The organism is Bacillus sp. AL-1R, from assembly GCF_052180195.1.
Classification (GTDB): Bacteria; Bacillota; Bacilli; order Bacillales; family Bacillaceae_G; genus Gottfriedia.
Map to the genome: position 1 here is coordinate 2,684,777 of NZ_CP197469.1, position 26,597 is coordinate 2,711,373.

32 protein-coding genes are annotated in these 26,597 nt (G+C 32.6%); 6 read left to right on the plus strand and 26 right to left on the minus strand.

The annotated features are described in order from the left end of the window. Positions 1 to 31: 31 nt before the first annotated feature. The 6 genes from ACSBO6_RS12655 to rluB form a co-directional block, all read right to left on the minus strand. Entirely contained in the window at positions 32 to 1,816 is a 1,785-nt protein-coding gene (locus ACSBO6_RS12655) for an ATP-binding protein (protein WP_098845242.1), read from the minus strand. Then, the gene (locus ACSBO6_RS12660; protein WP_098845409.1) at positions 1,816 to 2,535 is read right to left on the minus strand and encodes a response regulator transcription factor; all 720 of its coding nucleotides are present in this window, start codon (positions 2,533 to 2,535) and stop codon (positions 1,816 to 1,818) included. Before ACSBO6_RS12660 ends, ACSBO6_RS12655 begins: the two co-directional genes overlap by 1 nt. A 226-nt stretch (positions 2,536 to 2,761) precedes the next feature. Next, complete coding sequence (ccsB, locus tag ACSBO6_RS12665) at positions 2,762 to 3,928, minus strand: c-type cytochrome biogenesis protein CcsB (protein ID WP_498843461.1); 1,167 nt, start codon at positions 3,926 to 3,928, stop codon at positions 2,762 to 2,764. A gap of 20 nt (positions 3,929 to 3,948) precedes the next feature. Beyond that, positions 3,949 to 5,565, minus strand: a complete 1,617-nt coding sequence (gene resB, locus ACSBO6_RS12670; protein ID WP_098845244.1) for a cytochrome c biogenesis protein ResB — start codon at positions 5,563 to 5,565, stop codon at positions 3,949 to 3,951. A gap of 28 nt (positions 5,566 to 5,593) precedes the next feature. Further along, a complete protein-coding gene (gene resA / locus ACSBO6_RS12675) occupies positions 5,594 to 6,121 on the minus strand; it encodes a thiol-disulfide oxidoreductase ResA (RefSeq protein ID WP_098845245.1) in 528 nt (175 codons plus the stop codon). Between the two features lie 274 nt (positions 6,122 to 6,395). Next, positions 6,396 to 7,124, minus strand: coding sequence for a 23S rRNA pseudouridine(2605) synthase RluB (gene rluB, locus ACSBO6_RS12680; RefSeq protein ID WP_098845246.1), 729 nt, complete (start codon positions 7,122 to 7,124; stop codon positions 6,396 to 6,398). A 242-nt stretch (positions 7,125 to 7,366) separates the two neighbouring features. On the opposite strand from rluB, the gene ACSBO6_RS12685 reads away from it, so the two are divergent. Both ACSBO6_RS12685 and ACSBO6_RS12690 read left to right on the plus strand, forming a co-directional pair. Then, positions 7,367 to 7,645: a hypothetical protein gene (locus tag ACSBO6_RS12685; protein ID WP_098845247.1), complete on the plus strand. Its 279-nt coding sequence runs from the start codon at positions 7,367 to 7,369 to the stop codon at positions 7,643 to 7,645. 66 nt (positions 7,646 to 7,711) lie between these two features. Continuing rightward, on the plus strand, positions 7,712 to 7,984 hold the full coding sequence (locus tag ACSBO6_RS12690) for a hypothetical protein (protein WP_098845248.1): 273 nt from the start codon (positions 7,712 to 7,714) through the stop codon (positions 7,982 to 7,984). A gap of 229 nt (positions 7,985 to 8,213) precedes the next feature. Here ACSBO6_RS12690 and ACSBO6_RS12695 read toward each other — a convergent pair whose 3' ends face one another. The 13 genes from ACSBO6_RS12695 to ACSBO6_RS12755 form a co-directional block, all read right to left on the minus strand. Next, positions 8,214 to 8,687, minus strand: a complete 474-nt coding sequence (locus ACSBO6_RS12695) for an S-ribosylhomocysteine lyase (RefSeq protein WP_098845249.1) — start codon at positions 8,685 to 8,687, stop codon at positions 8,214 to 8,216. 27 nt (positions 8,688 to 8,714) lie between these two features. After that, positions 8,715 to 9,356, minus strand: coding sequence for a class I SAM-dependent DNA methyltransferase (locus ACSBO6_RS12700; protein WP_098845250.1), 642 nt, complete (start codon positions 9,354 to 9,356; stop codon positions 8,715 to 8,717). Further along, positions 9,357 to 10,511, minus strand: a complete 1,155-nt coding sequence (locus tag ACSBO6_RS12705; RefSeq protein ID WP_098845251.1) for a bifunctional cystathionine gamma-lyase/homocysteine desulfhydrase — start codon at positions 10,509 to 10,511, stop codon at positions 9,357 to 9,359. 3 nt (positions 10,512 to 10,514) lie between these two features. After that, positions 10,515 to 11,435, minus strand: a complete 921-nt coding sequence (locus ACSBO6_RS12710; protein WP_098845252.1) for a PLP-dependent cysteine synthase family protein — start codon at positions 11,433 to 11,435, stop codon at positions 10,515 to 10,517. A 199-nt stretch (positions 11,436 to 11,634) separates the two neighbouring features. Continuing rightward, positions 11,635 to 12,165 (minus strand): spore maturation protein, encoded by a 531-nt coding sequence (locus ACSBO6_RS12715; RefSeq protein ID WP_498843462.1) that lies wholly within the window; start codon positions 12,163 to 12,165, stop codon positions 11,635 to 11,637. Continuing rightward, a complete protein-coding gene (locus tag ACSBO6_RS12720; RefSeq protein ID WP_098845254.1) occupies positions 12,166 to 12,759 on the minus strand; it encodes a nucleoside recognition domain-containing protein in 594 nt (197 codons plus the stop codon). Next, positions 12,752 to 13,906 (minus strand): D-alanyl-D-alanine carboxypeptidase family protein, encoded by a 1,155-nt coding sequence (locus ACSBO6_RS12725; RefSeq protein ID WP_098845255.1) that lies wholly within the window; start codon positions 13,904 to 13,906, stop codon positions 12,752 to 12,754. Before ACSBO6_RS12725 ends, ACSBO6_RS12720 begins: the two co-directional genes overlap by 8 nt. Before the next feature lie 136 nt (positions 13,907 to 14,042). Further along, the gene (locus tag ACSBO6_RS12730) at positions 14,043 to 14,966 is read right to left on the minus strand and encodes a superoxide dismutase (protein WP_098845256.1); all 924 of its coding nucleotides are present in this window, start codon (positions 14,964 to 14,966) and stop codon (positions 14,043 to 14,045) included. 131 nt (positions 14,967 to 15,097) lie between these two features. After that, the gene (locus ACSBO6_RS12735) at positions 15,098 to 16,084 is read right to left on the minus strand and encodes an aromatic acid exporter family protein (RefSeq protein ID WP_098845257.1); all 987 of its coding nucleotides are present in this window, start codon (positions 16,082 to 16,084) and stop codon (positions 15,098 to 15,100) included. Positions 16,085 to 16,246: 162 nt separating this feature from the next. Beyond that, entirely contained in the window at positions 16,247 to 16,741 is a 495-nt protein-coding gene (locus tag ACSBO6_RS12740) for a DUF3907 family protein (protein ID WP_098845258.1), read from the minus strand. An 18-nt stretch (positions 16,742 to 16,759) separates the two neighbouring features. Beyond that, on the minus strand, positions 16,760 to 17,155 hold the full coding sequence (locus ACSBO6_RS12745; protein ID WP_098845259.1) for a hypothetical protein: 396 nt from the start codon (positions 17,153 to 17,155) through the stop codon (positions 16,760 to 16,762). 72 nt (positions 17,156 to 17,227) lie between these two features. Beyond that, positions 17,228 to 17,809, minus strand: a complete 582-nt coding sequence (scpB, locus tag ACSBO6_RS12750) for an SMC-Scp complex subunit ScpB (RefSeq protein ID WP_098845260.1) — start codon at positions 17,807 to 17,809, stop codon at positions 17,228 to 17,230. Next, positions 17,809 to 18,579: a segregation/condensation protein A gene (locus ACSBO6_RS12755; RefSeq protein ID WP_098845261.1), complete on the minus strand. Its 771-nt coding sequence runs from the start codon at positions 18,577 to 18,579 to the stop codon at positions 17,809 to 17,811. The genes scpB and ACSBO6_RS12755 overlap by 1 nt, the downstream gene beginning before the upstream one ends. Positions 18,580 to 18,787: 208 nt before the next feature. Between ACSBO6_RS12755 and ACSBO6_RS12760 the strand changes: the two genes are divergently transcribed. Together ACSBO6_RS12760 and ACSBO6_RS12765 are read left to right on the plus strand one after the other, a co-directional pair. Beyond that, complete coding sequence (locus ACSBO6_RS12760; protein ID WP_098845262.1) at positions 18,788 to 18,904, plus strand: YjcZ family sporulation protein; 117 nt, start codon at positions 18,788 to 18,790, stop codon at positions 18,902 to 18,904. Positions 18,905 to 19,015: 111 nt separating this feature from the next. Then, complete coding sequence (locus tag ACSBO6_RS12765; RefSeq protein ID WP_498843463.1) at positions 19,016 to 19,519, plus strand: DUF309 domain-containing protein; 504 nt, start codon at positions 19,016 to 19,018, stop codon at positions 19,517 to 19,519. A gap of 41 nt (positions 19,520 to 19,560) precedes the next feature. On the opposite strand, the gene ACSBO6_RS12770 is transcribed toward ACSBO6_RS12765, so the two are convergent. Beyond that, complete coding sequence (locus ACSBO6_RS12770; RefSeq protein WP_098845264.1) at positions 19,561 to 19,920, minus strand: GNAT family N-acetyltransferase; 360 nt, start codon at positions 19,918 to 19,920, stop codon at positions 19,561 to 19,563. Between the two features lie 330 nt (positions 19,921 to 20,250). Here ACSBO6_RS12770 and ACSBO6_RS12775 point away from each other — a divergent pair, with 330 nt between their 5' ends. Then, the gene (locus ACSBO6_RS12775) at positions 20,251 to 20,880 is read left to right on the plus strand and encodes a cupin domain-containing protein (protein ID WP_098845265.1); all 630 of its coding nucleotides are present in this window, start codon (positions 20,251 to 20,253) and stop codon (positions 20,878 to 20,880) included. Positions 20,881 to 21,123: 243 nt separating this feature from the next. Here ACSBO6_RS12775 and ACSBO6_RS12780 read toward each other — a convergent pair whose 3' ends face one another. Beyond that, positions 21,124 to 21,561: a peptidylprolyl isomerase gene (locus ACSBO6_RS12780; protein ID WP_088072187.1), complete on the minus strand. Its 438-nt coding sequence runs from the start codon at positions 21,559 to 21,561 to the stop codon at positions 21,124 to 21,126. Between the two features lie 223 nt (positions 21,562 to 21,784). On the opposite strand from ACSBO6_RS12780, the gene ACSBO6_RS12785 reads away from it, so the two are divergent. Next, positions 21,785 to 22,618 carry a DUF1002 domain-containing protein gene (locus ACSBO6_RS12785; RefSeq protein ID WP_498844674.1) on the plus strand — a complete coding sequence of 278 codons (834 nt, stop codon included), beginning with the start codon at positions 21,785 to 21,787 and terminating at the stop codon, positions 22,616 to 22,618. A gap of 112 nt (positions 22,619 to 22,730) precedes the next feature. On the opposite strand, the gene ACSBO6_RS12790 is transcribed toward ACSBO6_RS12785, so the two are convergent. Genes ACSBO6_RS12790 through spoVAC form a run of 5 tightly spaced genes read right to left on the minus strand, consistent with a single transcriptional unit; the run spans position 22,731 to position 26,591 of the window. Next, entirely contained in the window at positions 22,731 to 24,191 is a 1,461-nt protein-coding gene (locus ACSBO6_RS12790; protein WP_098845266.1) for a spore germination protein, read from the minus strand. Then, positions 24,188 to 24,751, minus strand: a complete 564-nt coding sequence (gene spoVAEA / locus ACSBO6_RS12795; protein WP_098845267.1) for a stage V sporulation protein SpoVABEA — start codon at positions 24,749 to 24,751, stop codon at positions 24,188 to 24,190. The genes ACSBO6_RS12790 and spoVAEA overlap by 4 nt, the downstream gene beginning before the upstream one ends. Before the next feature lie 3 nt (positions 24,752 to 24,754). Continuing rightward, positions 24,755 to 25,105: a stage V sporulation protein AE gene (gene spoVAE / locus ACSBO6_RS12800; protein WP_098845268.1), complete on the minus strand. Its 351-nt coding sequence runs from the start codon at positions 25,103 to 25,105 to the stop codon at positions 24,755 to 24,757. 12 nt (positions 25,106 to 25,117) lie between these two features. Further along, on the minus strand, positions 25,118 to 26,125 hold the full coding sequence (gene spoVAD / locus ACSBO6_RS12805) for a stage V sporulation protein AD (protein WP_098845269.1): 1,008 nt from the start codon (positions 26,123 to 26,125) through the stop codon (positions 25,118 to 25,120). A 13-nt stretch (positions 26,126 to 26,138) separates the two neighbouring features. Continuing rightward, positions 26,139 to 26,591, minus strand: a complete 453-nt coding sequence (gene spoVAC / locus ACSBO6_RS12810) for a stage V sporulation protein AC (protein ID WP_098845270.1) — start codon at positions 26,589 to 26,591, stop codon at positions 26,139 to 26,141. Positions 26,592 to 26,597: the final 6 nt, after the last annotated feature.

Consider the following 26,597-nt stretch of genomic DNA (forward strand, 5'->3'; position numbering starts at 1 on the left):
AGTTTTAAAAATTGTTTTATATGAAACAAGATTACTCTACATCTTTTTCGTTCATTCGTAAATTATGCGGTATTTTAACTTTAAATGTCGTTCCCTGTCCTACTTCACTATAGACCTGAATAGATCCACCATGTGCTGTTACAATATTTTTAACGATTGCTAAGCCTAAACCCGTTCCACTTCTACCTCTAGTACGCGCTTTATCCGCTTTATAAAAACGTTCAAATACAAATGGTAAATCTTCTTTTGAAATCCCTGCACCTGAATCAATAAAATTAAATGTAGTTGATCTTTCATTTTGATTTACAGAAACAATGATTCTTCCATTTTCATTTGTATGTCTTATTGCATTATCGATTAAATTTGTAAAAACCTGTTCCATTCGATCTTCATCTATGTAGATATTTAAATGTGGAATGTTATCGATTTCACCAAATAGTTTAATATTCTTTTCCTTTGCTAATCCTTTAAACTTACGTAAAATACGATCTACAAATTGGACTAAAGGAACAGACTCTCTATTTAATTCAGTAAAACCGTTCTCCATTCTTGCTAAATCTAACAAATCATTTACTAATCGACCCATTCTAAGTGACTCATCATAAATGATTTGAGACAAATCTTGCATTTCCTCTTTGGATTCAGCTACACCATCAACAATCGCTTCGCTATAACCTTGTAATAAAGAAATAGGTGTCCGTAGTTCATGAGAAACATGCGCTATAAAGTCTTTTCTCATTTTTTCTAAACGTCTTTGCTCTGTAACATCTCGAATTACCGCTACAACGCCTCTTATATTTTTTTGGTTATATAGAGGAGACATTAAAACTTGCCAATTGCCTTGATCGAAATTTAATTCAATAAATTGCTTTTTCTCACTTTCAACTACTAATACAAATAAATCTAATAGCTCCTTCGTTAAAACAAGTGAAGAGTTTTCTTCTAAATAATCATCATTAAGCATTTTCAAAAAGCGTTCAGCTGGTGGATTTGAAGTTACAATCTGACCTTCTTTATCAATCGAAATGACACCGTCTACCATACTTGTAATAATATTAGAAACCTTCTCCTTCTCTTGTTTTAATGCATTCATATTAAAGTTTAATTGTTTGCTCATTTTATTAAATGAATACGCAAGCTCTCCAATTTCATCACTCGAATGGATTGGCACTTTCACATTAAAATTTCCTGAAGTCATACTACTTACAACTTCTTTCATCTTTCTAAGAGGTGCTGTAATTTTTGAAGAAAGAAAGAATGAGAAAAATGTTGTTAATACGATTCCGATCGATGCTGCAAGCAAGACGAAATTAGTCGTTTGGTGAATCATCACAGTTACAGGTTGCAATGTTTGGTACATAAACACTGCTCCATTTTTTGAGTTAGCATAGATTGGAACACCAACTACTAATTTTTCTCTCTCACTATTTTCACCATAAACAAGTCTTTTACTAACCTCTTTGTGCTCAGTTAACGTTTTATTTAAGGTTTGATCATTTTTTATTTCTTTAAAAGGTAGCTCCAAAATACCATATGTGTTATTTGAATACCATGGCTCTTGCCCTTCTATTGAAATAATTACTCTGGAATATCTACTAACAATATTATTTGACAAATACTCAATATTTGAGAGTGGTTGACCATTTTCTATTAACTGTGCAATTTTTGTGGCATCATCTTTCATATTTTGTACTTGAAGGTCAATATAAAATTTTTCAAAAAACCCAATTAAGACAAAGGTCAAGAAAGATAATACAAGCGAAACTAGTAAGATAATTGTTAGCCAAAGCTTTCCAACTAAACTTCTTACAATCATTACTCCTGACCTACTTCAAATTTATACCCTACACCCCAAACGGTGACGATCATTTTTGCAGCTTCCTCTGAGCTTTTACTTAGCTTTTCTCGCAGTCGTTTTACATGTGTGTCTACCGTACGTAAATCTCCGAAAAAATCATATTGCCAAACTGATTTTAATAATGTTTCACGATCAAATACTTTGTCTGGTGCCTTAGCTAAAAACAACAATAGTTCGTATTCTTTTGGTGTTAAACTGATTTCTTCCCCTTCAACAATTACTTTATGAGCGTCATTGTCAATCGTTAGATGTGGGAACACAACGAGATCTTTCGCAGAGGTATTGTCAGAAGTAAATACTGGTACAGGTGCAGAACGTCTTAATAGAGCTTTTACTCGAAGCACTACTTCACGCGGACTAAATGGTTTTACGATATAATCATCTGTACCTACTTCAAAACCTTGTACTCGATTTGTTTCTTCACCTTTTGCCGTTAACATGATCACAGGTGTTGTTTTTGTTTTTCGTAATTCCCTACAAACTTCAATTCCGTCAATTTTAGGCATCATCAAATCTAATACGATTAAGGAATATTCATTCTTCAATGCTAAGTTTAAAGCCTCTTCACCATTTTCAGCTTCATCAATAGAGTATCCATCACGTTCTAAATACATTTTTAATAATCGTCTAATACGATCTTCATCATCTGCTATTAATATTTTTATATTTTGGTCCATCATTTTTAACCCCCTCTTCATAATTTTACATAATAAAAATTGTATATTCTAGTATAATTTGTGAACATTTTTACATAATTCTTAGAATTTATTATTTCCATAAAATAGTAAAAAAAAACTAATTAGCAAGTGTACACGTTTTTAAAGAATAATCATGTGGGTAAAAAATTATCTAGTAAAAAAGCCCTGTAAAGGAAGATTGATTCCTTTACAGGGCTTTTTATTATTAAGCATAAGAGTGTAAGCCGGCAATGATTAAATTAACTGCAATTAAGTTAAACATAATAATCGCAAATCCAATTACGGCTAACCAAGCAGATTTTTCACCTTGCCAGTTACGTTTGAAACGAAGATGTAGAAACACTGCATAAAATAACCATGTTATTAATGCCCAATCTTCTTTTGGGTCCCAGCTCCAAAACTTTGTCCAAGCAATTTGAGCCCAAATCATAGCAAAGATTAGTCCCCCAAGTGTAAATACCGGAAAACCAATTGCTACAGCACGATATCCGATTTCGTCTAATAATTCACTATCAACTTTTTGTACAAATGGCTGTAAAAATGCACCAATTCGTTTTCTTAAAATTAAACGGATGATTGCATATAATGCTGCTCCAGCAAAAATTGACCAAATAACCGTGTTTAATTTTTTAGCATTAACCATAGCTGGCATTTCTGCAAGTGCTTCGAATCGATCCTTTGTAGTCAATTCACCTTTATGTGGGCCAACAAGTGATGGAAGATTATAAACCATTTCTTCTTGTACTTTTTCTTTATTAATCCAATTATATTTTGCTTCATATCCAGATGCAGTAAAAGCTGTTGAAATGACGACGAAACCAACAACAGTTACTAAGAAATATAATACCGCTTCTAACCAAAATGTTTTCTTTGTTGATACTTTTTGATCGATATTTTTAATTAAATAAATTAGCCCTGTAATAAAGCTAATCGCTAAAATAGCTTCCCCTAAAGCTGCTGTCGTTACATGAATATGTAACCAATAGCTTTTTAATGATGGAACCAATGGTTTTACTTCATGCGGAAATACTGATGCATATGCAATGATAATAATCGACAAAGGCAATGCGAATAAGCCGATTATATTTAAGCGATACATAAAATAAATCAAGATAAACGCAAAAATCAACATCATTCCAAAGAATGTAATAAATTCAAATAGATTACTTACAGGTGCATGTCCAGCAGCAATCCATCTTAAAATGAAATAAGTAATTTGTGATAAGAATCCAATGATAGTAATCGTAATACCAATTGTCCCCCATCTATTAGGACCATTATCATTTGTTTTCATCGAGCCACCAAAAAAGAAAGTAGCTACTACATAACAAATAAACGCGATAAATAAAAAATTACTACTTAGCTCGTACATATTTTCCCCCTAATTAAACACTATTCTTTTGCTTGTTGATCAATAGGCAATTCTATTTTTGTGTCTTTAAACACTTTCTTTAATTCCATCTTTAAACCATAATAGTTTTTATTTGTAAATGCCGCAACCCAAACTTCCCCATCTTGATTCTGGATCCAAACTCGTCGGTGATACCAATACATACCTTGAATTACACCGATCATAAAGATTGCTCCTCCAATTCCAAGTAACCAAAGAGTTAAATCTTTACGTACTGTTAAACCGGTTGAATCTTTCGTTTCAATACCTGCAAATGACATTTTATATTTGTTTTCGCCATTTGGTTCAATATTTTGTTTAATCGCAACAAATGCTACTTCACCTTTTGGTGTTTTTGGAGTTGTCATTTTAAATACAAACGCTGGATTATTTGGTTTTCTTGTTTTTGTATCAGGTTGACCATCAGAGTTAAAATAGAAATCTGGAAAATAATTTTTTAGTTCTACTTTATATCCATTTTTCAAGTCATATACTTCTTTAGGATTTTGTAAATCTACTGTTATTGGTCCTAATTTTTCACCTGTTTGTTTATTTTGTAATGTAAATAAAAATGCACTAAATTCACCAATCCGATAATCTACTTGATATAAAGCGAAATGTTGGAATTTTAGCGGTTCATTGACTTTAATACTATAATCTTTTACTTTTTTAAGTTTTGGATCTTCCCCTGGTATTAAATTCCCTTCACGTTTAAATAACGTAACATCAGCTTGATAGTTTTTTGGGATTTTATCATTTCCAAAGCGCTCAATCGCTTTTTTATAAACTTTACCTTCTTTATCTTTATCATAGGTTTCCATATGGAAATCATTTAATTTAAGATAGTAGTTTTGGTTTGTACCAACGATAGGTTTTAATTCACCTTCTTGAACCCAAAGGGCCTTATCCATATACATACCTGGTACATATCTCATCATTACTCCAATAAGGAAGATAATTAACCCAATATGGTTTACATATGGACCCCAACGAGAGAAACGACCTTTTTCAGCTAAGATATTGCCGTTTTCTTCACGAATTTTATAACCTCTTTTTTGTAAATTAACTTTAGCTTTTTCTATTTCGTTTGGAATATGATCAACTCTACTAATTCCGAACATCTTTTGTCTTTTTAAAAAGTTTGGATGTCTTGTAACAGTTTGTTTGTTTAGAGCTTTGTAGAGTGGTAATATTCGATCTAAACTACAAATTACTAGTGAGATCCCAATCGATGCAACAAGTAACATGAACCACCACGAGTTAAATGTATTATCCAAACCGATTGCATCGTATATTTTACCGAAGATTCCATATTCATCTTGATAATACGTTGCTGGATTCGCAGTAGGTGGTAGTAGATCTCTTTGCGGAAATATAGTACCTAATGCTGCTGCTACTAGCGTAATTAAAATGATCACAACCGCTACTTTTACTGATGAAAAAAACGTCCATATTTTATCTATAAAAGTTTGATTATTAACAATTGATCTTCTAGCAGTCCCTTCATAGCGCATATCAAGTAATTCAGTACCATTTTCATCTTGAGGTTTTCCACATGACTCACATATAACAGTACCTACATGATTAAGATGACCACATTCACATTTAAAAGTCTCCATTTTATTTCCCCTTACTAATGTACACTCATCATTTTGGTAATATTTCTTTAATATAATTTTCAAAAGAAGTTGGTGTCATTTGACCAGTTACAATTCTCTTTATAGTCCCGTCTGGACTTACAAAAAACGTAGTTGGTAAAGGGTTAACACCATATGTATTTAAAACCTCTTGATCTTTATCTATTCCAACTGGAAAATTAAGTTTATAATCGCTTACAAATCTTTCGACTGAAAATTTCGATTCATCTGCGTTCATTGCAAGTAATTCGATACCTTCTCCTTTATATTTCGAATAGATTTCATTCATAAATGGCATTTCTCGCTTACATGGTTCACACCAAGTACCCCAAAAATTAACAATTACACCTTTTCCCTTTTCACTTGAAAGGGTATATTTTTTACCAGTATTCAGCTCCGTCATAGCAAAGTTTGGTGCCTTACTTCCTTTAGTAATAACTTCATCTTTCTTAAAGAAATTTATGTAAAAAGTATAACCAATTGCACAAACCAAAACTAATAGGATCATTGTTCGAATTAACGTTCTATTTTTCTTCATATATACAGTTCCTCCCATATGATAGAATATCATTATTTCCTATTCTTGAATAGAAATTTGATATGTTTCAAAAAAGACTAAATTTTCAATCTTTTACTCCGAACTATTAAATGTTTAAAGCAAAGAAAAAACTCGGTATTTACCGAGTTTTAGTGAAAAATGAAGATATCAGACTGTATAAAACCATTTTCTAAAATGTTAACCAGATTATACTTAAATACTGCTAAGGTAGGTAACTAAATAAGAAAGCAGTGTTTGACAGTCTGACTGATCATTAGCGAGGCTTTGCTGAAGCCATTGCTCTTAGTTTTTTCACTTCATGAGGTGATAGTTCTCTTGCATCACCAGGAGTTAATCCACTCAAATCTAAAAACGCATATCGTTCGCGTTTTAACTTCATAACCGGAGTACCAATCGCCTCAAGCATTCTCTTGACTTGACGGTTTCTTCCTTCATGAATGATCAGTCTTACAATTGCAGTATTCTTGCTTTTATCAAGTGAAATCATTTTAACTTGAGCTGGAGCCGTTTTCCCATCCTCAAGCACAATTCCTCTTTCTAATTTACGTAACTGCTCTTTAGTTGGAATACCTTTTACTTTTGCAATATATTCTTTGTCTATTTCATATTTTGGATGTTGTAGTAGATTTGAAAATTCTCCATCATTCGTTAATAGGATGATACCTGAAGTATCAAAATCCAATCGACCAATCGGATAAATCCTTTGTTTAATCATTGGAAAAAAGTCTGTTACAACTTTTCTACCTTTATCATCTGAAACACTTGATATTACACCTGATGGTTTATATAAAAGGAAGTAAACTGGTTCTTCTTTATCAATCGGAATCTCTTCAACTTCAACACGATCATTACCACTTACTTTTACACCTAACTCAGTAACTACTTGACCGTTTACTTTCACTTTACCTTCTTTAATTAATTCTTCTGCTTTACGACGAGAAGCAATTCCCGCTCTAGCAATAACCTTCTGTAATCTTTCCATTCGATCATTTCACCTCTTCAACCATCATACAGATTAATACAATTGAAAACAAGTGGCAGCTACAAGGTTTTTTGTGAATAAAGTGAGTTAAACACCGCTTCTAATCGTTAATTCCATTTTTCAAGTCATGCCTATTACGAAATTATTCCCATAAATCCCTCATTGCTATTCCTATTTGAAATATCATATTTTTTGGAAATCTATCATATATTTTACTAGATTTGCAGAAATGAGGTAATAAAATGAATTTAACATTAAAACACTCCTCAGCATTTGACCGTTCGAAAATTATTACACCAGGTAGTGTCCTTATTACTAAAAAGAATGAAACAATCTATATGCTTGTCTATGAAGAAAATGAGGACGATTTTCCATATGTCCTTGTCTCATTAACTGATGCAAGACTAGTCCAAAATTATGACATTATGCCAACGTTAGGCGATATTGAAGATTGGGTTGGTGAAGTCACAATGGTAACTCAAAAAAACAAACTATCAATTACAATTCAAGCAAATTACTAGTTTGCTGTTTAATCTATTTCAAACCTGTCAATAATTTAATCATAAAATGAAAAAGGAGCTTACTATATGAATTATTCTTTTAATCCAGCAGTAAAATATAATTCAGTTGGTTCGTTTAAATTAGGCGATGTATTTTTCACTTCTGATAAACCTTCAAAAGCATACAAATTAATCTATGACTCTACAGAAACTAATTTCCCTTATATTTTATTGTGCCTAGATGATGCCATTTCAATTCAAAGCTTTGATGATCTTCCAACAATTGAAGATATTGAAGAAAATATCGGAGAAATTAAATTCACTGTACCAAAAGAAAAATTACTTCTTGTGATCAATTAAGGTTTTATTTAACTACTAAACATTCATTTAGCTTATCCAAAAACGCCATCAAAATTTGGATGACGTTTTTTTATTCATTTGAAAAATGATTTTAGGAACATTCAAGAGCCTATACTGTCTGCCTGCTTTACTTAGGTCAAGATCCGATCTTTCTAATTGAAATGTGTCGTTTCAATTTTTTCTTATTCCAACAAAAAAACGTCATCCAATGAGATGACGTTTTTCAATATCATGCAAATACGCTTTCCAATGTTTCGTCTGTTTGCTCGCTCCAATATTTCAACCATTTTTTTGCGCCTTCAAGATCATGAAGTTTTGCTTGGCCGCATTGAAGTTCATTTGCAGCAGGTACTTCTTCAACTTGTAGTCCAAGTTCGGCAGTTTTACGTAATAATGTGATTACTTCTGAAATTGTTGGAGTACCAGCAATTATTAAATAAAATCCTGTTTGGCATCCCATAGGTGATAAATCAATAATTTTAAATGGGTCACCAGCTGGTACTGCTTCACGAACGTTCAAAGCTAATAAGTGTTCTAACGTGTGAATTGTATCTGGTTTTAGAGCTTGCTTATTTGGTTGGCAAAAACGAATATCATATTTTGTAACTACTCCGTCTGTACCAACTGCATGTGTACCACAATGTCTAACGTAAGGAGCAACAACTTTTGTGTGATCTAATTCAAAACTTTCAACTGACGGCATATTTATTTCCTCCTAATTTACTTCTCTCTATTTTTTAGTGGCTTCAACGATCCATACAAAATCATTATATTGTTCGAACTTCACTTCAAATCCATTTTTTTCAAAATGTGAACGAACAACTGGAATTAATGGATAATATTCTCTAATTAAATCATCTCTTAGATTGATATAATTTGCATTTTCAGCCTTCGTAATTTCATTCTTATATTCTTTTTCTGTTAAAAACATTGTATCAGCAAATACGATTTTTCCATTTGTGTCCAATAGTGAGCTATATATTTTAATAGCTTCATATTTTTCTTGATCAGTTAAATGATGAAAAACGTATGAACTTACAATTGTATCGATCTTTGCTTGTGGTTTTGGAAAATCAATTAAGTCTCCGTCGTGAATCGTAATATTCTCCCCTAATTTCTTATGAGCAATAATTCTCATTTCAGGAGATGGCTCGATTGGAAATACAGTTTTTCCTTTATCAAGAAGTAACTTTGTTAAATTTCCTGTACCAATTCCAAATTCAAGAACGCTGTTTCCACTTCTATTAACAATTTCTTTGAGTATTTCATCATAACGTCGAAATGCTTCTTTATATTCTGGGTCATGTCCTTGAACAAAGGAATCGTAACTTTCTGCCCAACCAGTAAAAACATCTAAAAACTCTCTACCCATTTATCTCACCTTTGATGTTTGAAATATTAATGCTTGTTCTAGGTCTTCGATTAAATCTTCTAAATCTTCTAGACCGACAGATAATCGAATTAATTCATCAGAAATTCCAGATGCAATTCGTTTTTCCCTTGGTATTGAAGCATGCGTCATTTTTGAAGGGATCCCTACAAGACTTTCAACTGCTCCTAAACTTTCAGCTAATGTAAACCACTTTAATTTACTTACAAATTCTTCTGGATCTAAACCTTCTTTTAATTCAAATGAAAGCATGCCACCAAATCCACTACTTTGTTGTTTTGCTAATTCATGATTTGGATGCGTCGATAATCCAGGATAAAATACTTTATTAACATTTGGATGATTCGATAAGAATGTCACAATTTCATGTGTATTTCTTTCATGTTCTTCCATTCTTATTCCAAGTGTTTTAATTCCACGTTGTAATAACCAGCTATCGTTTGGTCCTAAAACTCCACCGATCGAGTTTTGATAGAACGCTAAATCTTCAGCTAGCTCTTCTTTATTTGTTACAACAATCCCAGCTACTACGTCACTATGTCCTCCAAGGTACTTAGTTCCACTATGAACAACAATATCAGCACCTAATGTAAGTGGTTGTTGCCAGTATGGAGTAGCAAATGTATTATCAACAATCGTTAATAAGTCATATTCATTTGCAAGTTTTGCAATTGCTTTAATATCGGTAATTTTTAATAATGGGTTACTAGGTGACTCAATAAAAATAGCTTTTGTATTAGGTGAAATAACATTTTCAACTAAAGTAATATTACTTGTATCAACAAATGTAGCTGTTATGCCTAGATTTGATAACACTCTTGTAAGTAATCGGTAAGTACCACCGTAAACATCATCGCCAACTACGATATGGTCACCAGTCTTGAATAAACTAAACACAGTATGAATAGCTGCCATTCCAGATGCAAATGCAAACCCTGCAACACCGTGCTCTATATCTTTCATTAACTCTTCAAGAGCATGTCGTGTCGGATTGCCTGTTCTGGAATATTCAAAGCCTCTATGTTTGCCAACAGCATCTTGTTTATACGTACTAGTTTGATAAATCGGAACACTAACCGCACCAGTTGTTTCATCTCTACTAATTCCCCCGTGTATTAACGCCGTCTTTTTCTTCATATTTTATCCCTCACTATATATGTTTTTACTTAAGTATCTTTCACTACTATCTGGGAAAATCGTTACGATTGTACTCCCTGGTTTTGCTTTTTTTGCTTCTAATAAACTTGCATATAACGCAGCTCCTGAGGAACTTCCCACTAAAAGTCCTTCTTTCGTTGCTAATTCTTTTACTAAACGAAATGCGTCTGAATCAAGTACTGTATGAATATCATCAAATAAGTTTGTATCGACAAAGGCAGGAATGAATTCCATTCCAATTCCTTCTGTATCATGTGAACCTGGCTTACCGCCATTTAATATTGATCCTTCTGGTTCAACAATAACTGTTTTTACATTTTGTAATTTATCTTTTAAATACTGAGCTGTTCCAGTAAATGTTCCTCCACTACCAGCTCCAGCAACAAATACATCTATTTTTCCATCGAGTTGGTCAACTAACTCTGGTCCTAATGTTTTGTAATAAGTTCTTGGATTCGCCTCATTACTAAATTGAGATGGTACAAATGAATTCGGTATTTCGTTTGAGAGTTCATTTGCTTTTTTAATTGCACCTGTCATTCCATCTTCTGTAGGCGTGTTCACAACCTTTGCTCCAAGTGCTTTCATCAACATTTGTTTTTCAATACTGAATTTTTCAGGAACAACAAATAGGACATTTACGCCATATTTTATCGCTGCTAGTGCTAAACCAATTCCTGTATTTCCGGCGGTTGGTTCAATTACCGTACCACCTTTTTCTAATTTACCTTCATTAAGTGCACTTTCTATTAATTCCATTCCAAGTCGATCTTTAACACTTCCACCTGGGTTACAGAATTCTAACTTTGCAAATAGTCTTGTTCCTTTTGGTAAAGGGAATGTTGTAATTTCAAGCAAAGGTGTTGATCCGATCAGCTCGTGTACTGATTTTACAACTTTCATATTTTCAAGCTCCTTTATGTCACAAAAAGGTTAGTTTCTTCCAATCCATTATATGCAACATGGGTAAAATTGAATGTTGTCTTAATACCAACTATTCTTATTGGTATTATAAGATATTAATCCTAAATGCGCAATAAAAAAGTACTTTTATCCTAAAATAAAAGTACTTTTTTATGAATTCTAATCGAATGGGTTTTCGTTAAGCAAAGAACATCGTCACAAAGATGATCGAAAAAATAATACTGATTGCATCTGCGATTAATCCTACTTTTAATGCATCTCCCATTTTACGTATACCTACCGCTCCAAAATACACCGTTAAAACATATAACGTTGTATCGGTACTACCTTGCATCGTTGAAGCCAATCTTCCGATAAATGAATCTGGTCCATATGTTTTAATTAAATCCGAAGTAATACCTAAAGCTGCTGAACCAGATATAGGTCGAATAATCGCTAGCGGAAAAACTTCTGGAGGAATACCTAGTGAACTTAAGAACGGCCGTATAAGCTCTACACAAAACTCTAAGGCACCAGATGCTCTAAAGATCGAGATGGATACTAGCATACCTACTAAAAATGGAATTAATTGCACTGCAATTGTTACACCTTCTTTTCCACCTTCTACAAAAGATTCATACGTCGGCACCTTTTTCCAAGTTCCATGGATTAAAATGACAGCGATAATAAATGGAATGATATAAAGTGAGATTGTATTCATATATCCCATTTATTTTCTCCCCTTTCGATTTCTCCTACTTGCAAAAAAACTATTTACAGCGAGTCCCCCAATAAACGAAACTACTTGTGCAAGTATTGTAACACCTACTATTTCAGTCGGATTTGAAGAATGATAAGACATTCTAACTCCTATGACTGTTGTCGGAATTAAAGTGATTGCACTTGTATTTAAAGTTAAAAATGTAATCATGTCATCACTTGCTTCATTACTATTTCTATTTAATATTTTTAATTGTTCCATCGCCTTGATCCCTAATGGAGTAGCAGCATTTCCTAAACCGAATAAATTGGCTACCATATTTGACATAATATAACCAAGTGCTGGATGGTCTTTAGGAATTTTCGGAAACAAAAATGAAAGAAATGGTTGAAACAATTTCGAAAGTATTTTTAATAATCCTGATTCTTCTGCTATTTTCATTAAACCTAGCCAAAAAACAAGTACACTAACTAGTCCAATAATAATGGTAATCGCTTGCTTTCCTCCGTCAAAAACTGCTTTATTTACTTCATCCATCGTTCCATTAATCATCGCAAAAATAAAACCAATTATTGTAAGAGCAACCCAAATGATATTAACCATCGGAATGCTCTCCCATTAAGTTTAATAGAACTTGTTTTCCATTTTGGATAATTTCTTTCGCAAATACTTTTACCTTACTTTCACTATAAAAAATATTTCTAAATCCAATTTGTTCACCCTCTAGTTCGATAATCGCTTTACCAACAATGGCATCATTAGCAATTTTTTTCTCGGTCGGCTTTTGCATTTCAATTGTGATTCTAACTTGATCACGCTCATTTTTATCTAACGGGTAAGAGAAGTCATTCTTCATATAAACATGTCCTTTATATTTTTTATTTGTGACTTCCTTAATTCCACCTTTACTTAATACTTTTGTTAAAGGATAGTTTTTGAATCCGTATTCGAATAATGACATATGATCTTGCCAATCTTTCCCGTCATTTAGTGTGACAACAATTAAATCCATTCCATTTTTTGAAGCAGTTGAGACAAGTGTTCTTTTTGCTTTTTTAGTGAACCCAGTTTTACCTCCAGTACTATACTTGTACATATAAGTAAGCAATTTGTTTTTATTTTTCCAGACATAATCCCAAGATTCTGCTGTATTTGGGGCACGGTGTACTTTCGTTCCAGCAATTTTTGCATATTTAGGATTTTGCATAGCGTATCTTGTTAATAACGCCATATCATAAGCAGATGAGTAATGTTCTTTTCCTTGCTGATCAAGTCCTGATGGATTGCTAAAATATGTATTACTCATTCCGATTTCTTTTGCTTTTTCGTTCATCATATAAACAAATCCTTCAATGCTACCTCCAACAGCCTCAGCAATTGCATTAGCCGCATCATTCCCAGACCTAAGCATTAAGCCATAAACAAGATCTTCTAGCTTAATTTTTTGACCAGGTTTTAAATAGATAGATGATCCTTCTGTTTGGACTGCTCTTGAACTAATTGTTATCGTATTTTGCATTTTACCGGATTCTACAGCAAGTATCGCAGTCATTATTTTTGTAATACTGGCGATTCTTTCAGAGTCATGCATTGCTTTACCATACAAAATTCGTCCAGTTTTTTGATCCATCAAAACTGCATTTCTAGCACTAACTCCTCCAAATGCTTCAACATTATTCGTCGGAATAAGAATTCCGATTAAAAATAAGCCAATGATTCCAACTACTAGCCATTTTTTCATCTTTCGCATCAACTCCACAGTTAGTCCTAATTAGTACAAGTTTACGAATTACATTATAAAAAAATGACTTTTTTTAATAAAAAAGTGCTGAACTTGTTCAGATATGAAAACCTGAGCAATTCCAGCACCTACTATTTTTAGCCAATTAATAAAAGGGTTGCCATTTTAATTGACTAGCATAATTATATCGATAATTAACATCAGGCCAATTAACGATATTCCAAAAATTTGAAATGTATGCGTCTTTATTATATTTATACTGTAAATAATAAGCGTGCTCCCAAACGTCCAAAACTAGCAATGGAATTGTATCCCATTGTGTAAAAAATTGATGTTTTTCAGTTTGAAGAATCTCCAAGCGATTCGCTCTTGGCACCCAAACTAAAATCGCCCACCCGACACCTTCTACTTTTTTAGCAGCTTGAGTAAAATGCTCTTTAAAGTCTTCATAACTTCCAAAGTCATCTTCAATTTGTTTTAAAAGAGCTCCATAAGGTTGCCCTCCACCTGATTTACTTAAATTATTCCAAAATATAGTATGCAAATAATGACCCGACCCATGAAATGCAAGCTCTCGTTCCCAATGCTTTAATAAATCATAATCCTTATTTTTCCTTGCTTTTTCTAATTCTATCTCGGCTTTATTTAAACCATCTACATAGCTTTTATGATGCTTATCATGGTGCAACATCATGATTTCTTTAGAAATATACGGCTCGAGTGCGTTATATGGATATGGTAAAGGTGGAAGCTCATGCTTTCCAACCTCTATCCTCTCTTCGACTTCTATTGCCCGATACGCATAGCTATCATCATATTCCTCTTCATTTAAAATCGAAATTAGTCGTTCTTGTATATCGTCTACATCCGTACTAATTTCATCCAAAAAGGAATTTTGATCTACATAATGACCTTTTGTCCCCATTCTGTTAAGTAAGAGTTTTACTTTATATTCTAATAGCTCTTTTTCTTGAATATGGTCAAATCTTTCAGACAGCAACTGTAATACATTCGCACACCAGATTTCTACCTCCTGAAAGTAAGTGACGAGTTCAGATTGATTTAACATCATACACCTCCATCAGAGAAATAAATTTCTCTTCTACTTTCCATTGTATGATATTAAATTTATAGCTATTACCTGTATTGACACGTTTGGCTTCGATTAACGGATTAACTACTTTTTCTTCCATTACATGGTTAGTTTAGCTTCTCTAAAACAGTTTGATTCTCTGAGTAAAACTCCAATTTTAATGAAATCACTTTTTCTAGTTCATAAACAATCATCATTAAACTAGCTCTAGTCTCAAATTCATCTCTAGATTCAGGTAATGGCATCTTTCTAAAATCATTCATCATATGACTAAATTCTCCTAGTAATTCAATCCCCGTAGATTTTTCTTTTAAGTAAACACCTGTGTCCTCAAAAAACTCTGCGATAATTTTTGAATGCGGATAATTCAACTCAACCTTTTTTAATAAAGGAATGATTTGATTCGATATGATTTCAAATTGACGTTCTCTCATTTCAAAATAATTAATATAATATAAGTTTGATTTTATAAAACTATTTTCAACTTGCCTGTAAGCTAATGTTTTTGCCGTATGTAAAAGGATTTTTGTTTCATTAATTAACTCACTTTGTGAATCTTCATCCTTCCCCTTCATTTTTAACGCAATACCTAGTAGTAACATTTTAAAATTTTGTTCGATTTTCTTTTGAGATTCAATCATCTTCTTCTCAATACTTGGCATATATGTATTCATAATTAAAGCAATTAAGATCCCAACTGCTAAAATTTCAACTTGATTAACTAAGAAAGATATTGATTTATTATTACTCACATAAATTTGCAATACAATAACTGAGCTTGGAATGATGCCCTCTTGTAATTTTAATGTGACTAATAAGGGGATCGTTAAAAGAAAATAAATGACAACTGTTAATGGCGTATAGCTTAAAAATTCAAACATCATCCATCCAATTAACATTGCAATAACGGATGCAATAAATCTTTGAATGGCAACTAGAAATGATCTGCGTTTTGTATTTTGAATACTTAATAATGTAACGACAGCAGCAGTACTATAATTTTGTAAATGTAGCGCTTCTGCAACTAATAAGGATATACCACTTCCGATCGCGGTCTTAATTGTCCTTTGTCCAATTGAATACATTTGTTTCATTTTTATTCCTCTTCTCTTGCAAAGAAATTTCTATAGTATTGTAACGTATTTTAGATAAAAATTGCTAGATATATCCATTTTTCGATTTTTATACAAAATAAAAAGACTAGAAATTTTCTAGTCTTTTTCACTTAATATTATTTACATATAACTATTTTCTAATTATTGTTTGTACTGTTGCATAAGTTTTGTTGAATAATCTGTTTCATAATACTCAAGTTCTTCTCGCATTTGTTGAAAAACTTTTTCTAATGTCGAAAATAAGTCTCCGACAGTACTTGGTACAGTTTTATAAAATGTAATTGCTTGGTTCCCAGTGTATGCTGCACGACTATTTTCATACCATGCATCGTTTTTTGGAGAGAAGAATTCTGCAATACATCTGTGATAAATTTTATGTAAAGTTTCTTCAGCTGTAGCTTTATGGAATTGTCCACTTAAAATTTTCTCACAAACTTCTTTAGCATCCTCACAATATACTGTTATTCTACGTAATGAAGAAAGTATTTTTTCTAAGTAGTTAGTATCCACTGCTTGGTTTTCATGTTGAAATGACGGTAAAGAATTCTTATTTAAAAACAAATTACACTCTAGACCAACAATCCCTAATTGATTACCAACTATTTTTAATTGATGCTCTACCATCTTATTCGACATTTGTTTCCCTCCGTTAAATTAGATCGATATTTCTATTTTATTTGAATTTTGTTTAATACTTCTCGCATATTCTACCAATTTATCAAAATCTACACCTTGAAGCTCTTTTACAAATTGATCTAATTCATTAATATATATTCGCTTTCTTCCACGATAATCAGGATTTTTAATAATTAGCGCAAGTGCAACTATATCACGGAAATCGACTGATTGATCGCCATCTTCAAATAATCTAGTTGTTTTTAATTCACTTACTTCTGAAAGTTGTTCTTCAAAAAAGCGAACATATAAGACAGAAGTTACGATTATTTGACCATTATATTCATATTCAACTTCAGAACGATTAAAAAAATCTTCCGATGTATTTGGTTGAGCTTTTACTAATTCATACCCATGACAATTATAAATTAACAATTCTTTCACCCTCCAAGATTTCCATAGTATTAGTTTACCATAGGATGACAATAGATTTGCAGAATTTTTTAACTAATCTTGTTTTTCAAATTTACTAAAAAACAAATCTGCTTCTTCTTCAACATCTTCCATTTTTAAATCTTGTGGTAACGGAGGTAATTCTTTAATGTTTTTTAGACCAAAATAATCTAAAAACTCAGAAGTAGTACCATATAAAATTGCACGTCCAGTCCCTTCAGCACGTCCAACTTCTTTAATTAAATATTTCGAGACAAGTGTTTGAATTGGTTTTTCAGTTTTAACTCCACGAATATCTTCAATTTCTGTTCTTGTTATTGGTTGTTGATATGCAACAATTGCTAACGTTTCTAATGCTGCTTGTGACAACGAAGAGTTCGATGGGCTTTCAACTAATTTTCTGAAAAACTCACCATGTTCCCTCTTTGAAGTAAGTTTATATTTGTTAGCTAAAATCCTAATTTGTAATCCTCTGTTAGGATTTTCATACTCTTTTTTTAAACTCTCAATTAATTCAAGAACATCAGCTTGACTCAATTCTAAAGTATCAGATAACTCGACGATTGATATTCCTTCATCGCCAGCTACAAATAAAAGTCCTTCTAGAACTCCTACTAAATTTTTTTCCTGTTCCATTACAAGTACACCTCAGCTTGCTTATCTTCAAAAACCTCCCGTGATGTAAGAAAAATTTCTGAAAAGTTTTGTTCCTGTTCTACTACTATTTCTTTTGTTTTCATTAACTCCAAAATCGCTAAAAAAGTAACAACTATACTTTCTTTATCATTATATGGAAATAAACTGATGAAATTAGTTCTCTTTTTTATTCCCTTTAAGTAGGTAATAATCTCATCCATTCTTTTTTCGATTGAAATTTCTTCTCTAACAATTTTAGTTTGACGTGGTTCTTGCAGCTTTTTACGTTTAAATAGCTTTTGAAGTGCACCAAACATATCGTAAATCGTAACATCAGTCGGCATGACAATATCTTCTGGTCTAGGTCCATACTCAGACAAATCAACTGGATTTCGGGTAAATATCATCGCACGTTCTGATTCTTTTTCCTGAAATAATACCGCTGCTTCTTTAAATTGCTTATATATAATTAATCGATTCATTAATTCTTCTCTAGGGTCTTCTTCAAGTATTGCATCCCAATCTGCTTGTTCTTCATGATTAGGTAAAATGCTTTTACTTTTCATAGCAAGTAATTCAGCTGCCATCACTAAATATTCACTTGCAATATCCAATTCTAATTCTTTCATTGTATGAATATATGAAACATATTGATCTGTTATTTCAGATACAGGTATATCATAAATATCAATTTCAAATCGTTGAATTAAATGAAGTAATAAATCTAATGGCCCTTCAAATGCATCAATTTTAACTTCATATTGCCTCACAAACTACTCACCAACTTACTTTAAAATAAAAATATACTCTTTTAACAGTATAAAGTATTATTTCATAAAACTATATAACAGAAAAGGTTTTTTTCATCGATGAAGTTACTTTGCTCTTAAATTTTTAGTGTTACGCCTATACCATTTTCTTAAATTTTTCATAAGATATCAGTGCAAGAAGAATTATTTTTGGTAAGGAGGTTATTTCATGAGTAAAGGTGCTGTTTCTCCAGAGTTCGGCGGTTTCGGCCACGGCAGAGGCTTTGCTTTAATCGTAGTATTATTTATTTTATTAATCATCGTTGGATGTGCTTTCATCTGTTAATTTAACCCCGTGAATAAACAAAACGTGAAAGTCTAGACAGTAGCTCTAGGCTTTCTTCTTTTTAAATAATTCTATTTCTGATAAAATTTTAGTCATAAAGAGGTGAATAACTTGGTCCATTACAATAAAAACTCACGATACATAAAATATTTATGTCATTTCCATTTTGATCAAGATTTTTTTGAATGTCATGAAGTTCTTGAGGAACAATGGAAACTTGAATTAAATCATCAATATAAAAAGGTTTGGTTAGGATTAATAAGATTATCTGTCGTGTTATATCATTATAGAAGAAGAAACTTTACAGGTGCTAGAAAATTATTTCGACACGTTACTACTTTTTCAAATGATGCTAAATTAGTAGAAATGGCTGGAATTGATCCATTTCGATTTCAACAAATCATATCAGATTTACAGCAAAACCTTCAAAACGAAACAGAATTTTTCCCTTTCGATCTCCCAATAATTAACCAAGAATTGATTAAAAGATATCAAAATCAAAAAAAATATTACTCGTCTTTTACGGAAAATTTAATTAACAAACATTCTACACGAGATCGAACAGATGTTATTTCGGAAAGATTAAAGCAATTAGAATTACGAAAACGAATTTAGAATGAAAAAAAGGTGCTCAAAAAAAAATTGAGCACCTTTTTCTATAACACTTTCAAACTAACATGACAATGTTCAATAAATGAAGCTACTTCTTGCGTTGTTACGATTGTATAGTCTGTATATTGAGATCTAATAGCATCGTAAAGTGAAGTTGCAATACCTTGATTTCGGAATGAAGGGTTTACACTTAAATGTTTGATCATAATTACCTTATCTGATAGTAGTTGTATTCCAATAATCCCAACAATATCGTCTAATTTCCAAAGGAATAAATGATGATCATCTTTCGTTTCATAATCTTTAATCGTATTTACTAAGCTCTTCACATTCTTTTCATTCGGCATAAACGAAAGCAGGCCCATTGCAATTTTCTCATATGTTTTCTTATACCTAATTAACATGTTAACCCCTCTTAAAAATTATTAAAACCTTAATTAGCTCTTAAACCAATACATAATATATGATTGATTTTCCCTCTATAGTACGATAAATATAAAAATTCGTTCCAACTATATCAATATTTCAAATATATAATTCTCACATTTTTCTGTCAAGTCACAAAAATCAGAGAGAAGCAAAAACAGGATAGATAGAATAGAAGGTTTTTTGAAGTAATTTAAGGTACTAGTCATTTATTCTTCCTGCCTATTCAACCTTTTAGGCTTTTGTCACCAATTTAGTTAATTTTGAATACAGTAAATTTTAATTAGTAATATAAAAGGGTGATCATTATGAGGTTGGATTTAGATTATACATCGCCAAGCATTCAATATACTTATGATATCAATAAAAATCATGCATTCGTGAAAGATAATCAAAATTTTATTAATCAATTAAGTGTGAATGATTTAAATACTTTAGATAATTTGTCTTTATTGGATATTTATTTAAGTGTAAATAATGTTATAGAGCCACATTATCATCAAAATTCATCCGAATTAGTTTATTGTATTTCTGGTGGTGCAGTAGTATCGATTTTAAACCCTTATACAAAGCAACTATTAAATTTCCCAATTACGCCTGGTCAAGTTGCAAACGTACCACAAGGATGGTGGCATTATGAAATTGCAACTGCTGACAACACTCATTTATTAGCAATATTTAATGCTCCTTCCCCTGATGTGATTTTATTCTCTGATTTAATGAAATTCACACCTGCAAATATCGTCTCCCATACTTACTGTCTTGATGAAACCAAATGGAAAAATGCAATAACAGAATTACAACCTTCTATATTTATAGGACCACCAAAAAACTGTAATCGAGAAGTTCAAAACCAGCATGAATTTGCACATCATCAGAACCGAAATTATTATCAAAATGCCTATTACAACCAGCATTATTATCAACAGCGATTTTAATTGTAAATGTGGAGAAAGATAAAAAGGATACAGAGGAAAAAAATAATAAAGAATGTGAAACAATAAAAACTAAACATCTATTAATATAAAAACCACTTATTTTTACCTTCAATAAATTGTCCGTACTGTTATCAAATAATTTCTAGATTGATTAACCATTAACATGTAAGAAAACCACAAGGAAAATTTTCCTATGTGGTTTTCTTCATGTAAAGTCATTTTAATGACTTACTATTGATTTGACTATTCTTCGTCCCAAACCTTAACTTCTTGCATAACATCGCCATTACGCATTCTTAAAACTGTATCCATTCCTTCGATTACTTGACCAAAAACTGTATGTACGCCATCTAAATGTGGTTGTGGCTCGTGAACGATAAAGAATTGGCTACCACCAGTATCTTTTCCAGCATGTGCCATTGATAATGCTCCAGCTTTATGCTTTAATGGATTACCAACCGTTTCACATTTAATTTGGTATCCTGGGCCACCTGTTCCATTACCGTTTGGATCTCCGCCTTGTGATACAAATCCAGGAATTACACGGTGGAAAGTTAAACCATTGTAGAAACCTTGACGGATTAATTTTTCAAAGTTTTCAACTGTACCTGGTGCATGCTCAGGGAATAATTCGATTAAGATTTGTTCACCATTTTCAAATGTTATACTTGCTTTTTTCATAATAAAAATCCTCCTTATGTATGTACAAATTTCATAAGACTTTATTGTCCTATATTTTTCATTACTGAATAAACTAGTAACGCTGATATTATCATACAAAAAACAAAAAGTAATGACAAGTTTTCTAAAAGTACTATAATAGTGTTGTAAGATGTAAAATTTGATTTATTGTAAAGGGAGTGTCTCTTTGTTAAAACGTAAGTTATTAGCGTTCACCATCTCAATGGGATTAATCGCTATGCCTTTTTCGGTATTTGCTGACTCTGTTCCTGGTGATACGATTGTTACTCTTGGACAAAATTTATCTGAAACGCAAAAGAAAGCATTATTAGCTGAAATGGGTGCACCATCTGATGCTAGAATTGTGACTGTTTCGAATCAAGAGGAGCATAAATATTTAGATGGTACTGTGCCTAGTGCTCAAATCGGTACTCGAGCTCTTTCATCAGCTATGATTACAATTGGTGAAAAAAATACAGGCATCGTCGTTCAATCAAATAATATTTCATGGGTTACTAACTCAATGTATACAAATGCTTTAATTACTGCTGGATTAAAAGATGCAAATATAGTCATTACTGCACCATTTGAAGTCTCTGGTACTGCTGCTTTAACTGGTATTATGAAGGCTTATGAGCTTAGCTCAGGTGAAGTGATACCTGATGATGTGAAAAAAGTAGCAAATGAAGAAATGGTTAAAACTGCCAAACTAGGTGATTCAGTAGGTAATGAAAAAGCTGTACAACTTGTCACTAAAGTGAAAGAAGAGTTAGCTAAAAATCCAAACATGTCCACTGATGAATTAAAATCTTTAATTGATCGGTTAGCAAAGGATCTTGGTATTACTTTAACTGCTGATCAAAAAGCTAGTTTGATGTCTTTATTTGAAAAAATGAAAGATTTAAATATTAATTGGGATCAAGTAGGAAACCAATTAACAAAAGCTAAAAATAAGATTTCAGAATACTTAAATTCAAAAGAGGGTCAATCTTTTATTCAAAAACTAAAAGATTTCTTCTCCGCATTATTTGATGCGATTCTTTCATTCTTCAAATAATAGTGAAACAACCCAAAACCCGGTTACTAAAAAAAGTAACCGGGTTTTGTTTTTTTTATGGGAGTTTTCATTTATTATTGCCCCACTTTATTGCATGATGAGATCCACCAGATTAAACGGTAGCATCTCCGATTGTTTTTCCACCTTTTTGTTTTTGACTTTCACTAGCTTTTGTACGGATAACTAAGTGCCAGAATGCTCTGCCATCAAATGGGATAAATGGCCACAAATAAGGTGTATTTAAAGTATTCAAGCTTGCTAAAAACAGGATAAATAATGTTGAACCAATCATAAAGCCTTTAATACCTAATATTGCTGTTAAAATTAAGATAAAAAATTTGGCTAATTTATTGGCAAGTGCTAGCTCATAACTAGGCGTAGCATATGATCCAATCATAGACACAGCTGTATATAACACTACTTCCGGTTGGAAAAGCCCTACGTCAATTGCTACTTGACCAATCAATACTGCTGCAATAATCCCCATCGAAGTGGAAACTGCATTAGGTGTATGTATACTTGCCATTCGCAGGAATTCAATCCCCATATCTGCAATAATTAGTTGTAAATAAATTGGAATATTACTTGTTTCTTTTGGACCAATATAACTTAATGATTTAGGTAATACCTCTGGATAATTACATAATAGTAACCAGAATGGCAATAAAAAGACTGACATAAAAATCCCTATATAACGACACCAGCGAAGGAATGTTCCGACAGAAGGAGTTTGTCTGAATTCTTCTGCATGTTGCATATGATGGTAATACGTTGCAGGCGTAATGATTACGCTCGGTGATGTATCCACAATAATACATACATGACCTTCAAGAATATGGTTTGCTACAACGTCAGGTCTTTCCGAATATCTAACTAAAGGAAACGGATTATATCCTTGTTTTAAAATAAATTCCTCTAATTTCTTATCTGTCATTGTCAGACCATCAACGTGAATACCTGTAATTCGATCTCGAACTTCTTTAACAAGTTCCGCATGCGCTAAACCTTCTATATAAGATAAACAAACATCTGTCTTTGAACTTTCACCTACTTGAAGAATTTCATTTCTTAAATTTTCATCGCGAATACGTCTTCTAATTAGGCCAGTATTATTAATAATGTTTTCGGTAAAACCATCCCGAGATCCACGTACTACTCGCTCAGTATCTGGTTCTGTTGGGCCACGCCCCGGATAACTTCTAACATCGACTGCCAGTCCTTTATCTTCTCCATCAACTAATACTACAATTAAACCTGATAATACTTTTTTGATAACATCTTCAAACGTTAACACAGTTTCTACCGATTGATGAACAATCGTATCCTCAATATTTTTAAACATTGATTTATTTTTCTCGACTTTTTCTAAACCAATTAAGTCGTCTAAAAATCTTTGAATAAAACTAGTATCCGTTAACCCGTTAACATAATAAAGATTCACTTCCACTTTATTTACAAATATTACACGTTTTCCAATGTCAAAACTTACTCCATAACCAATTCGATCACTTATTGTATGAGCATTTGTAACTAGTTTATTTGTAAGTTTTGTCGGCTCTTTTTTCGTAGTCATTGGAGTTCACTCCTCTCGAGGATATATTCAATTGCTTTTCTTGTAATGGGTGAACCGATCGATATATCATCTCTTCCACCCATCTTTCCAATATCTCCGATTCCTAAAATCAAAGGAATATTTAGTTGATCTAAGTTATAGACGGTGTCTCCATTTATTCTTCCGATTTCAATATCTGGTACTCCAAACTTATCAACACCGTATTCAGTTAAATTCCCTTCGTTATCAATGCTAACATCCACTTTTGTCCATTCTTGATGATGTGTATTTGATGCTACTGCTAGTGCAGCAATAACTTCGATATGTTTATCACTAGCTACGTATTTTAATGCTTTTTCTCCAGGACCTTCTCCCATATAGCCACTGTCATCAAATAATACAAATATTGGTTCTTTTTGTGCTTGCATTATGATTTCAACCATTTTCTTTCCAGAAAACTTAGTGGGATTACCTTGCGATTGTGATATTGTGCATCCGCCAAATTGTTTTGCCAAATACTCAATACTCCGATGTGCATATACATCTCCGTCGGTTACGATAATGATCCTTTTCTTTTTCATAAGTTAACCTTTTGGCTTAAAAAGAAGTGCGACTAAAAATGAGAATAAAATAGCTGCTGAAATTCCAGATGAAGTTAGAGAAAAGATCCCCATTCCTATACCAATAAATCCATGGTCACTTGCTTCTGCCATTGCTCCATGTAATAAAGAATGACCAAAACTAGTAATTGGAACGGTTGCACCCGCACCTGCAAATTTTATTAGCTTATCGTATATGCCAAACCCATCTAAAATTGACCCAATTACTACAAATATGCACATCACATGCCCTGGTGTTAATTTTGTGAAATCAAACAATAACTGACCAACCACACAAATTAGACCACCTACTATAAAAGCAGTTATAAAATCCATCAAAAACACCTCCTAACAGCTTTCGAAAACGACAGCATGAGAAATAGTTGGAATTGATTCTTTCTGTTGAATCATTGTCGGGCTTAAAAGAGCGCCGGTAGCCGCTACTAAAATTCGTTTATAAGTACCTTTATTTAACTCTTGAAATAAATGGCCATATGTTACAACCGCTGAACAAGCACATCCACTTCCACCAGCAAATACTTCTTGATTTTCTCGATCATAGATTAACAATCCACAATCATTGTATTTTCCTGCCATATCATATCCTTCTTCTCTAACAAGTTGCTCGCAAATTGGTGCGCCTACAGCTGATAGATCTCCAGTTACGATAAAATCATAATCATTAGGTGTTGTATTTGTGTCTTTAAAGTGTTGTACGATTGTATAGGCTGCGGCTGGTGCCATCGCAGAACCCATATCAAATGGATCTGTCAAACCTAAATCCTGCACTGTACCGATTGTGGCGCATTTTACCTTAATTTTACTTTTTTTATTTGAAAGAAGAATACTACCTGCTCCAGTTACTGTAAAGGTTGCTGAATCTGGTTTTTGTCCACCATATTCTGTTGGATATCGATATTGCCTTTCTGCAGTAGCATTATGACTACTTGTTGCTGCTAATGTCATTTTTGCGTATCCACTATCGATTAACTGTGCACCAAGTGCAGCCGTTTCCATTGAAGTGGAGCATGCTCCAAACATACATAAAAAAGGTAGTTGTAATTCCCTTGCCATAAAGTTTGCAGTAACATTCTGATTTAATAAATCACCTGCTAAAAAAACATCGACATCTTCTACAGTTTTTTTTGCTTTTTTTAGTGTTACTGAAATTGCATTTCTCATTAATGCTCTTTCCGCTAATTCCCAATTATCCTCATTACAATGAAGATCTTCATAAGCATAATCAAATTTACCGGCTAACAGTCCCAGGTTTTCTTTTGGTCCGACAGCGGTGCCTGATGCTTGGACATAAACACCATTTTGAAACTCCCAAGTTTGTTTACCAACTAAAGCCATATGTAGTCACCTCCTAAAAAAATACTCTCAAAGCGTATCGGATCATTCCAACGATATATGCCGAAACAACTCCATAAACAATTACACAACCAGCAAGTTTAAACATATTTGTCGCAACCCCTAGAACTAGACCTTCACTTCTATGTTCCATTGCGGCACTTGTCATAGAGTTGGCAAAACCTGTTACAGGAACAGCTGAACCTGCACCTGCAAATTGTCCAATTTTGTCATAAATCCCTAAACCTGTAAGTAAGCTAGAAATTAAAACAAGTGTAGCAACAGTTGGGTCACCTACATTTTTTTCAGTAAAATTAAAATAGTTTATATAGATTTTCGTAATACACTCTCCTAAAAAACAAATAAATCCCCCAACTAAAAATGCTTTAATACAATTTGTTAGTACTGGTTTTTTCGGTTGATATGCTTTTATATTCTCTTTATAATTAGCTTTTAATTTCCCACTCATTTTATC

Excerpts from the sequence above, each read along its gene's own strand:
- ACSBO6_RS12655 (WP_098845242.1), bottom strand. The coding sequence starts at position 1,816 with ATGATTGTAAGAAGTTTAGTTGGAAAGCTTTGGCTAACAATTATCTTA.
- ACSBO6_RS12660 (WP_098845409.1), bottom strand. The coding sequence starts at position 2,535 with ATGGACCAAAATATAAAAATATTAATAGCAGATGATGAAGATCGTATT.
- ccsB (WP_498843461.1), bottom strand. The coding sequence starts at position 3,928 with ATGTACGAGCTAAGTAGTAATTTTTTATTTATCGCGTTTATTTGTTAT.
- resB (WP_098845244.1), bottom strand. The coding sequence starts at position 5,565 with ATGGAGACTTTTAAATGTGAATGTGGTCATCTTAATCATGTAGGTACT.
- resA (WP_098845245.1), bottom strand. The coding sequence starts at position 6,121 with ATGAAGAAAAATAGAACGTTAATTCGAACAATGATCCTATTAGTTTTG.
- rluB (WP_098845246.1), bottom strand. The coding sequence starts at position 7,124 with ATGGAAAGATTACAGAAGGTTATTGCTAGAGCGGGAATTGCTTCTCGT.
- ACSBO6_RS12685 (WP_098845247.1), top strand. The coding sequence starts at position 7,367 with ATGAATTTAACATTAAAACACTCCTCAGCATTTGACCGTTCGAAAATT.
- ACSBO6_RS12690 (WP_098845248.1), top strand. The coding sequence starts at position 7,712 with ATGAATTATTCTTTTAATCCAGCAGTAAAATATAATTCAGTTGGTTCG.
- ACSBO6_RS12695 (WP_098845249.1), bottom strand. The coding sequence starts at position 8,687 with ATGCCGTCAGTTGAAAGTTTTGAATTAGATCACACAAAAGTTGTTGCT.
- ACSBO6_RS12700 (WP_098845250.1), bottom strand. The coding sequence starts at position 9,356 with ATGGGTAGAGAGTTTTTAGATGTTTTTACTGGTTGGGCAGAAAGTTAC.
- ACSBO6_RS12705 (WP_098845251.1), bottom strand. The coding sequence starts at position 10,511 with ATGAAGAAAAAGACGGCGTTAATACACGGGGGAATTAGTAGAGATGAA.
- ACSBO6_RS12710 (WP_098845252.1), bottom strand. The coding sequence starts at position 11,435 with ATGAAAGTTGTAAAATCAGTACACGAGCTGATCGGATCAACACCTTTG.
- ACSBO6_RS12715 (WP_498843462.1), bottom strand. The coding sequence starts at position 12,165 with ATGGGATATATGAATACAATCTCACTTTATATCATTCCATTTATTATC.
- ACSBO6_RS12720 (WP_098845254.1), bottom strand. The coding sequence starts at position 12,759 with ATGGTTAATATCATTTGGGTTGCTCTTACAATAATTGGTTTTATTTTT.
- ACSBO6_RS12725 (WP_098845255.1), bottom strand. The coding sequence starts at position 13,906 with ATGCGAAAGATGAAAAAATGGCTAGTAGTTGGAATCATTGGCTTATTT.
- ACSBO6_RS12730 (WP_098845256.1), bottom strand. The coding sequence starts at position 14,966 with ATGTTAAATCAATCTGAACTCGTCACTTACTTTCAGGAGGTAGAAATC.
- ACSBO6_RS12735 (WP_098845257.1), bottom strand. The coding sequence starts at position 16,084 with ATGAAACAAATGTATTCAATTGGACAAAGGACAATTAAGACCGCGATC.
- ACSBO6_RS12740 (WP_098845258.1), bottom strand. The coding sequence starts at position 16,741 with ATGTCGAATAAGATGGTAGAGCATCAATTAAAAATAGTTGGTAATCAA.
- scpB (WP_098845260.1), bottom strand. The coding sequence starts at position 17,809 with ATGGAACAGGAAAAAAATTTAGTAGGAGTTCTAGAAGGACTTTTATTT.
- ACSBO6_RS12760 (WP_098845262.1), top strand. The coding sequence starts at position 18,788 with ATGAGTAAAGGTGCTGTTTCTCCAGAGTTCGGCGGTTTCGGCCACGGC.
- ACSBO6_RS12770 (WP_098845264.1), bottom strand. The coding sequence starts at position 19,920 with ATGTTAATTAGGTATAAGAAAACATATGAGAAAATTGCAATGGGCCTG.
- ACSBO6_RS12775 (WP_098845265.1), top strand. The coding sequence starts at position 20,251 with ATGAGGTTGGATTTAGATTATACATCGCCAAGCATTCAATATACTTAT.
- ACSBO6_RS12780 (WP_088072187.1), bottom strand. The coding sequence starts at position 21,561 with ATGAAAAAAGCAAGTATAACATTTGAAAATGGTGAACAAATCTTAATC.
- ACSBO6_RS12785 (WP_498844674.1), top strand. The coding sequence starts at position 21,785 with ATGGGATTAATCGCTATGCCTTTTTCGGTATTTGCTGACTCTGTTCCT.
- ACSBO6_RS12790 (WP_098845266.1), bottom strand. The coding sequence starts at position 24,191 with ATGACTACGAAAAAAGAGCCGACAAAACTTACAAATAAACTAGTTACA.
- spoVAEA (WP_098845267.1), bottom strand. The coding sequence starts at position 24,751 with ATGAAAAAGAAAAGGATCATTATCGTAACCGACGGAGATGTATATGCA.
- spoVAE (WP_098845268.1), bottom strand. The coding sequence starts at position 25,105 with ATGGATTTTATAACTGCTTTTATAGTAGGTGGTCTAATTTGTGTGGTT.
- spoVAD (WP_098845269.1), bottom strand. The coding sequence starts at position 26,125 with ATGGCTTTAGTTGGTAAACAAACTTGGGAGTTTCAAAATGGTGTTTAT.
- spoVAC (WP_098845270.1), bottom strand. The coding sequence starts at position 26,591 with ATGAGTGGGAAATTAAAAGCTAATTATAAAGAGAATATAAAAGCATAT.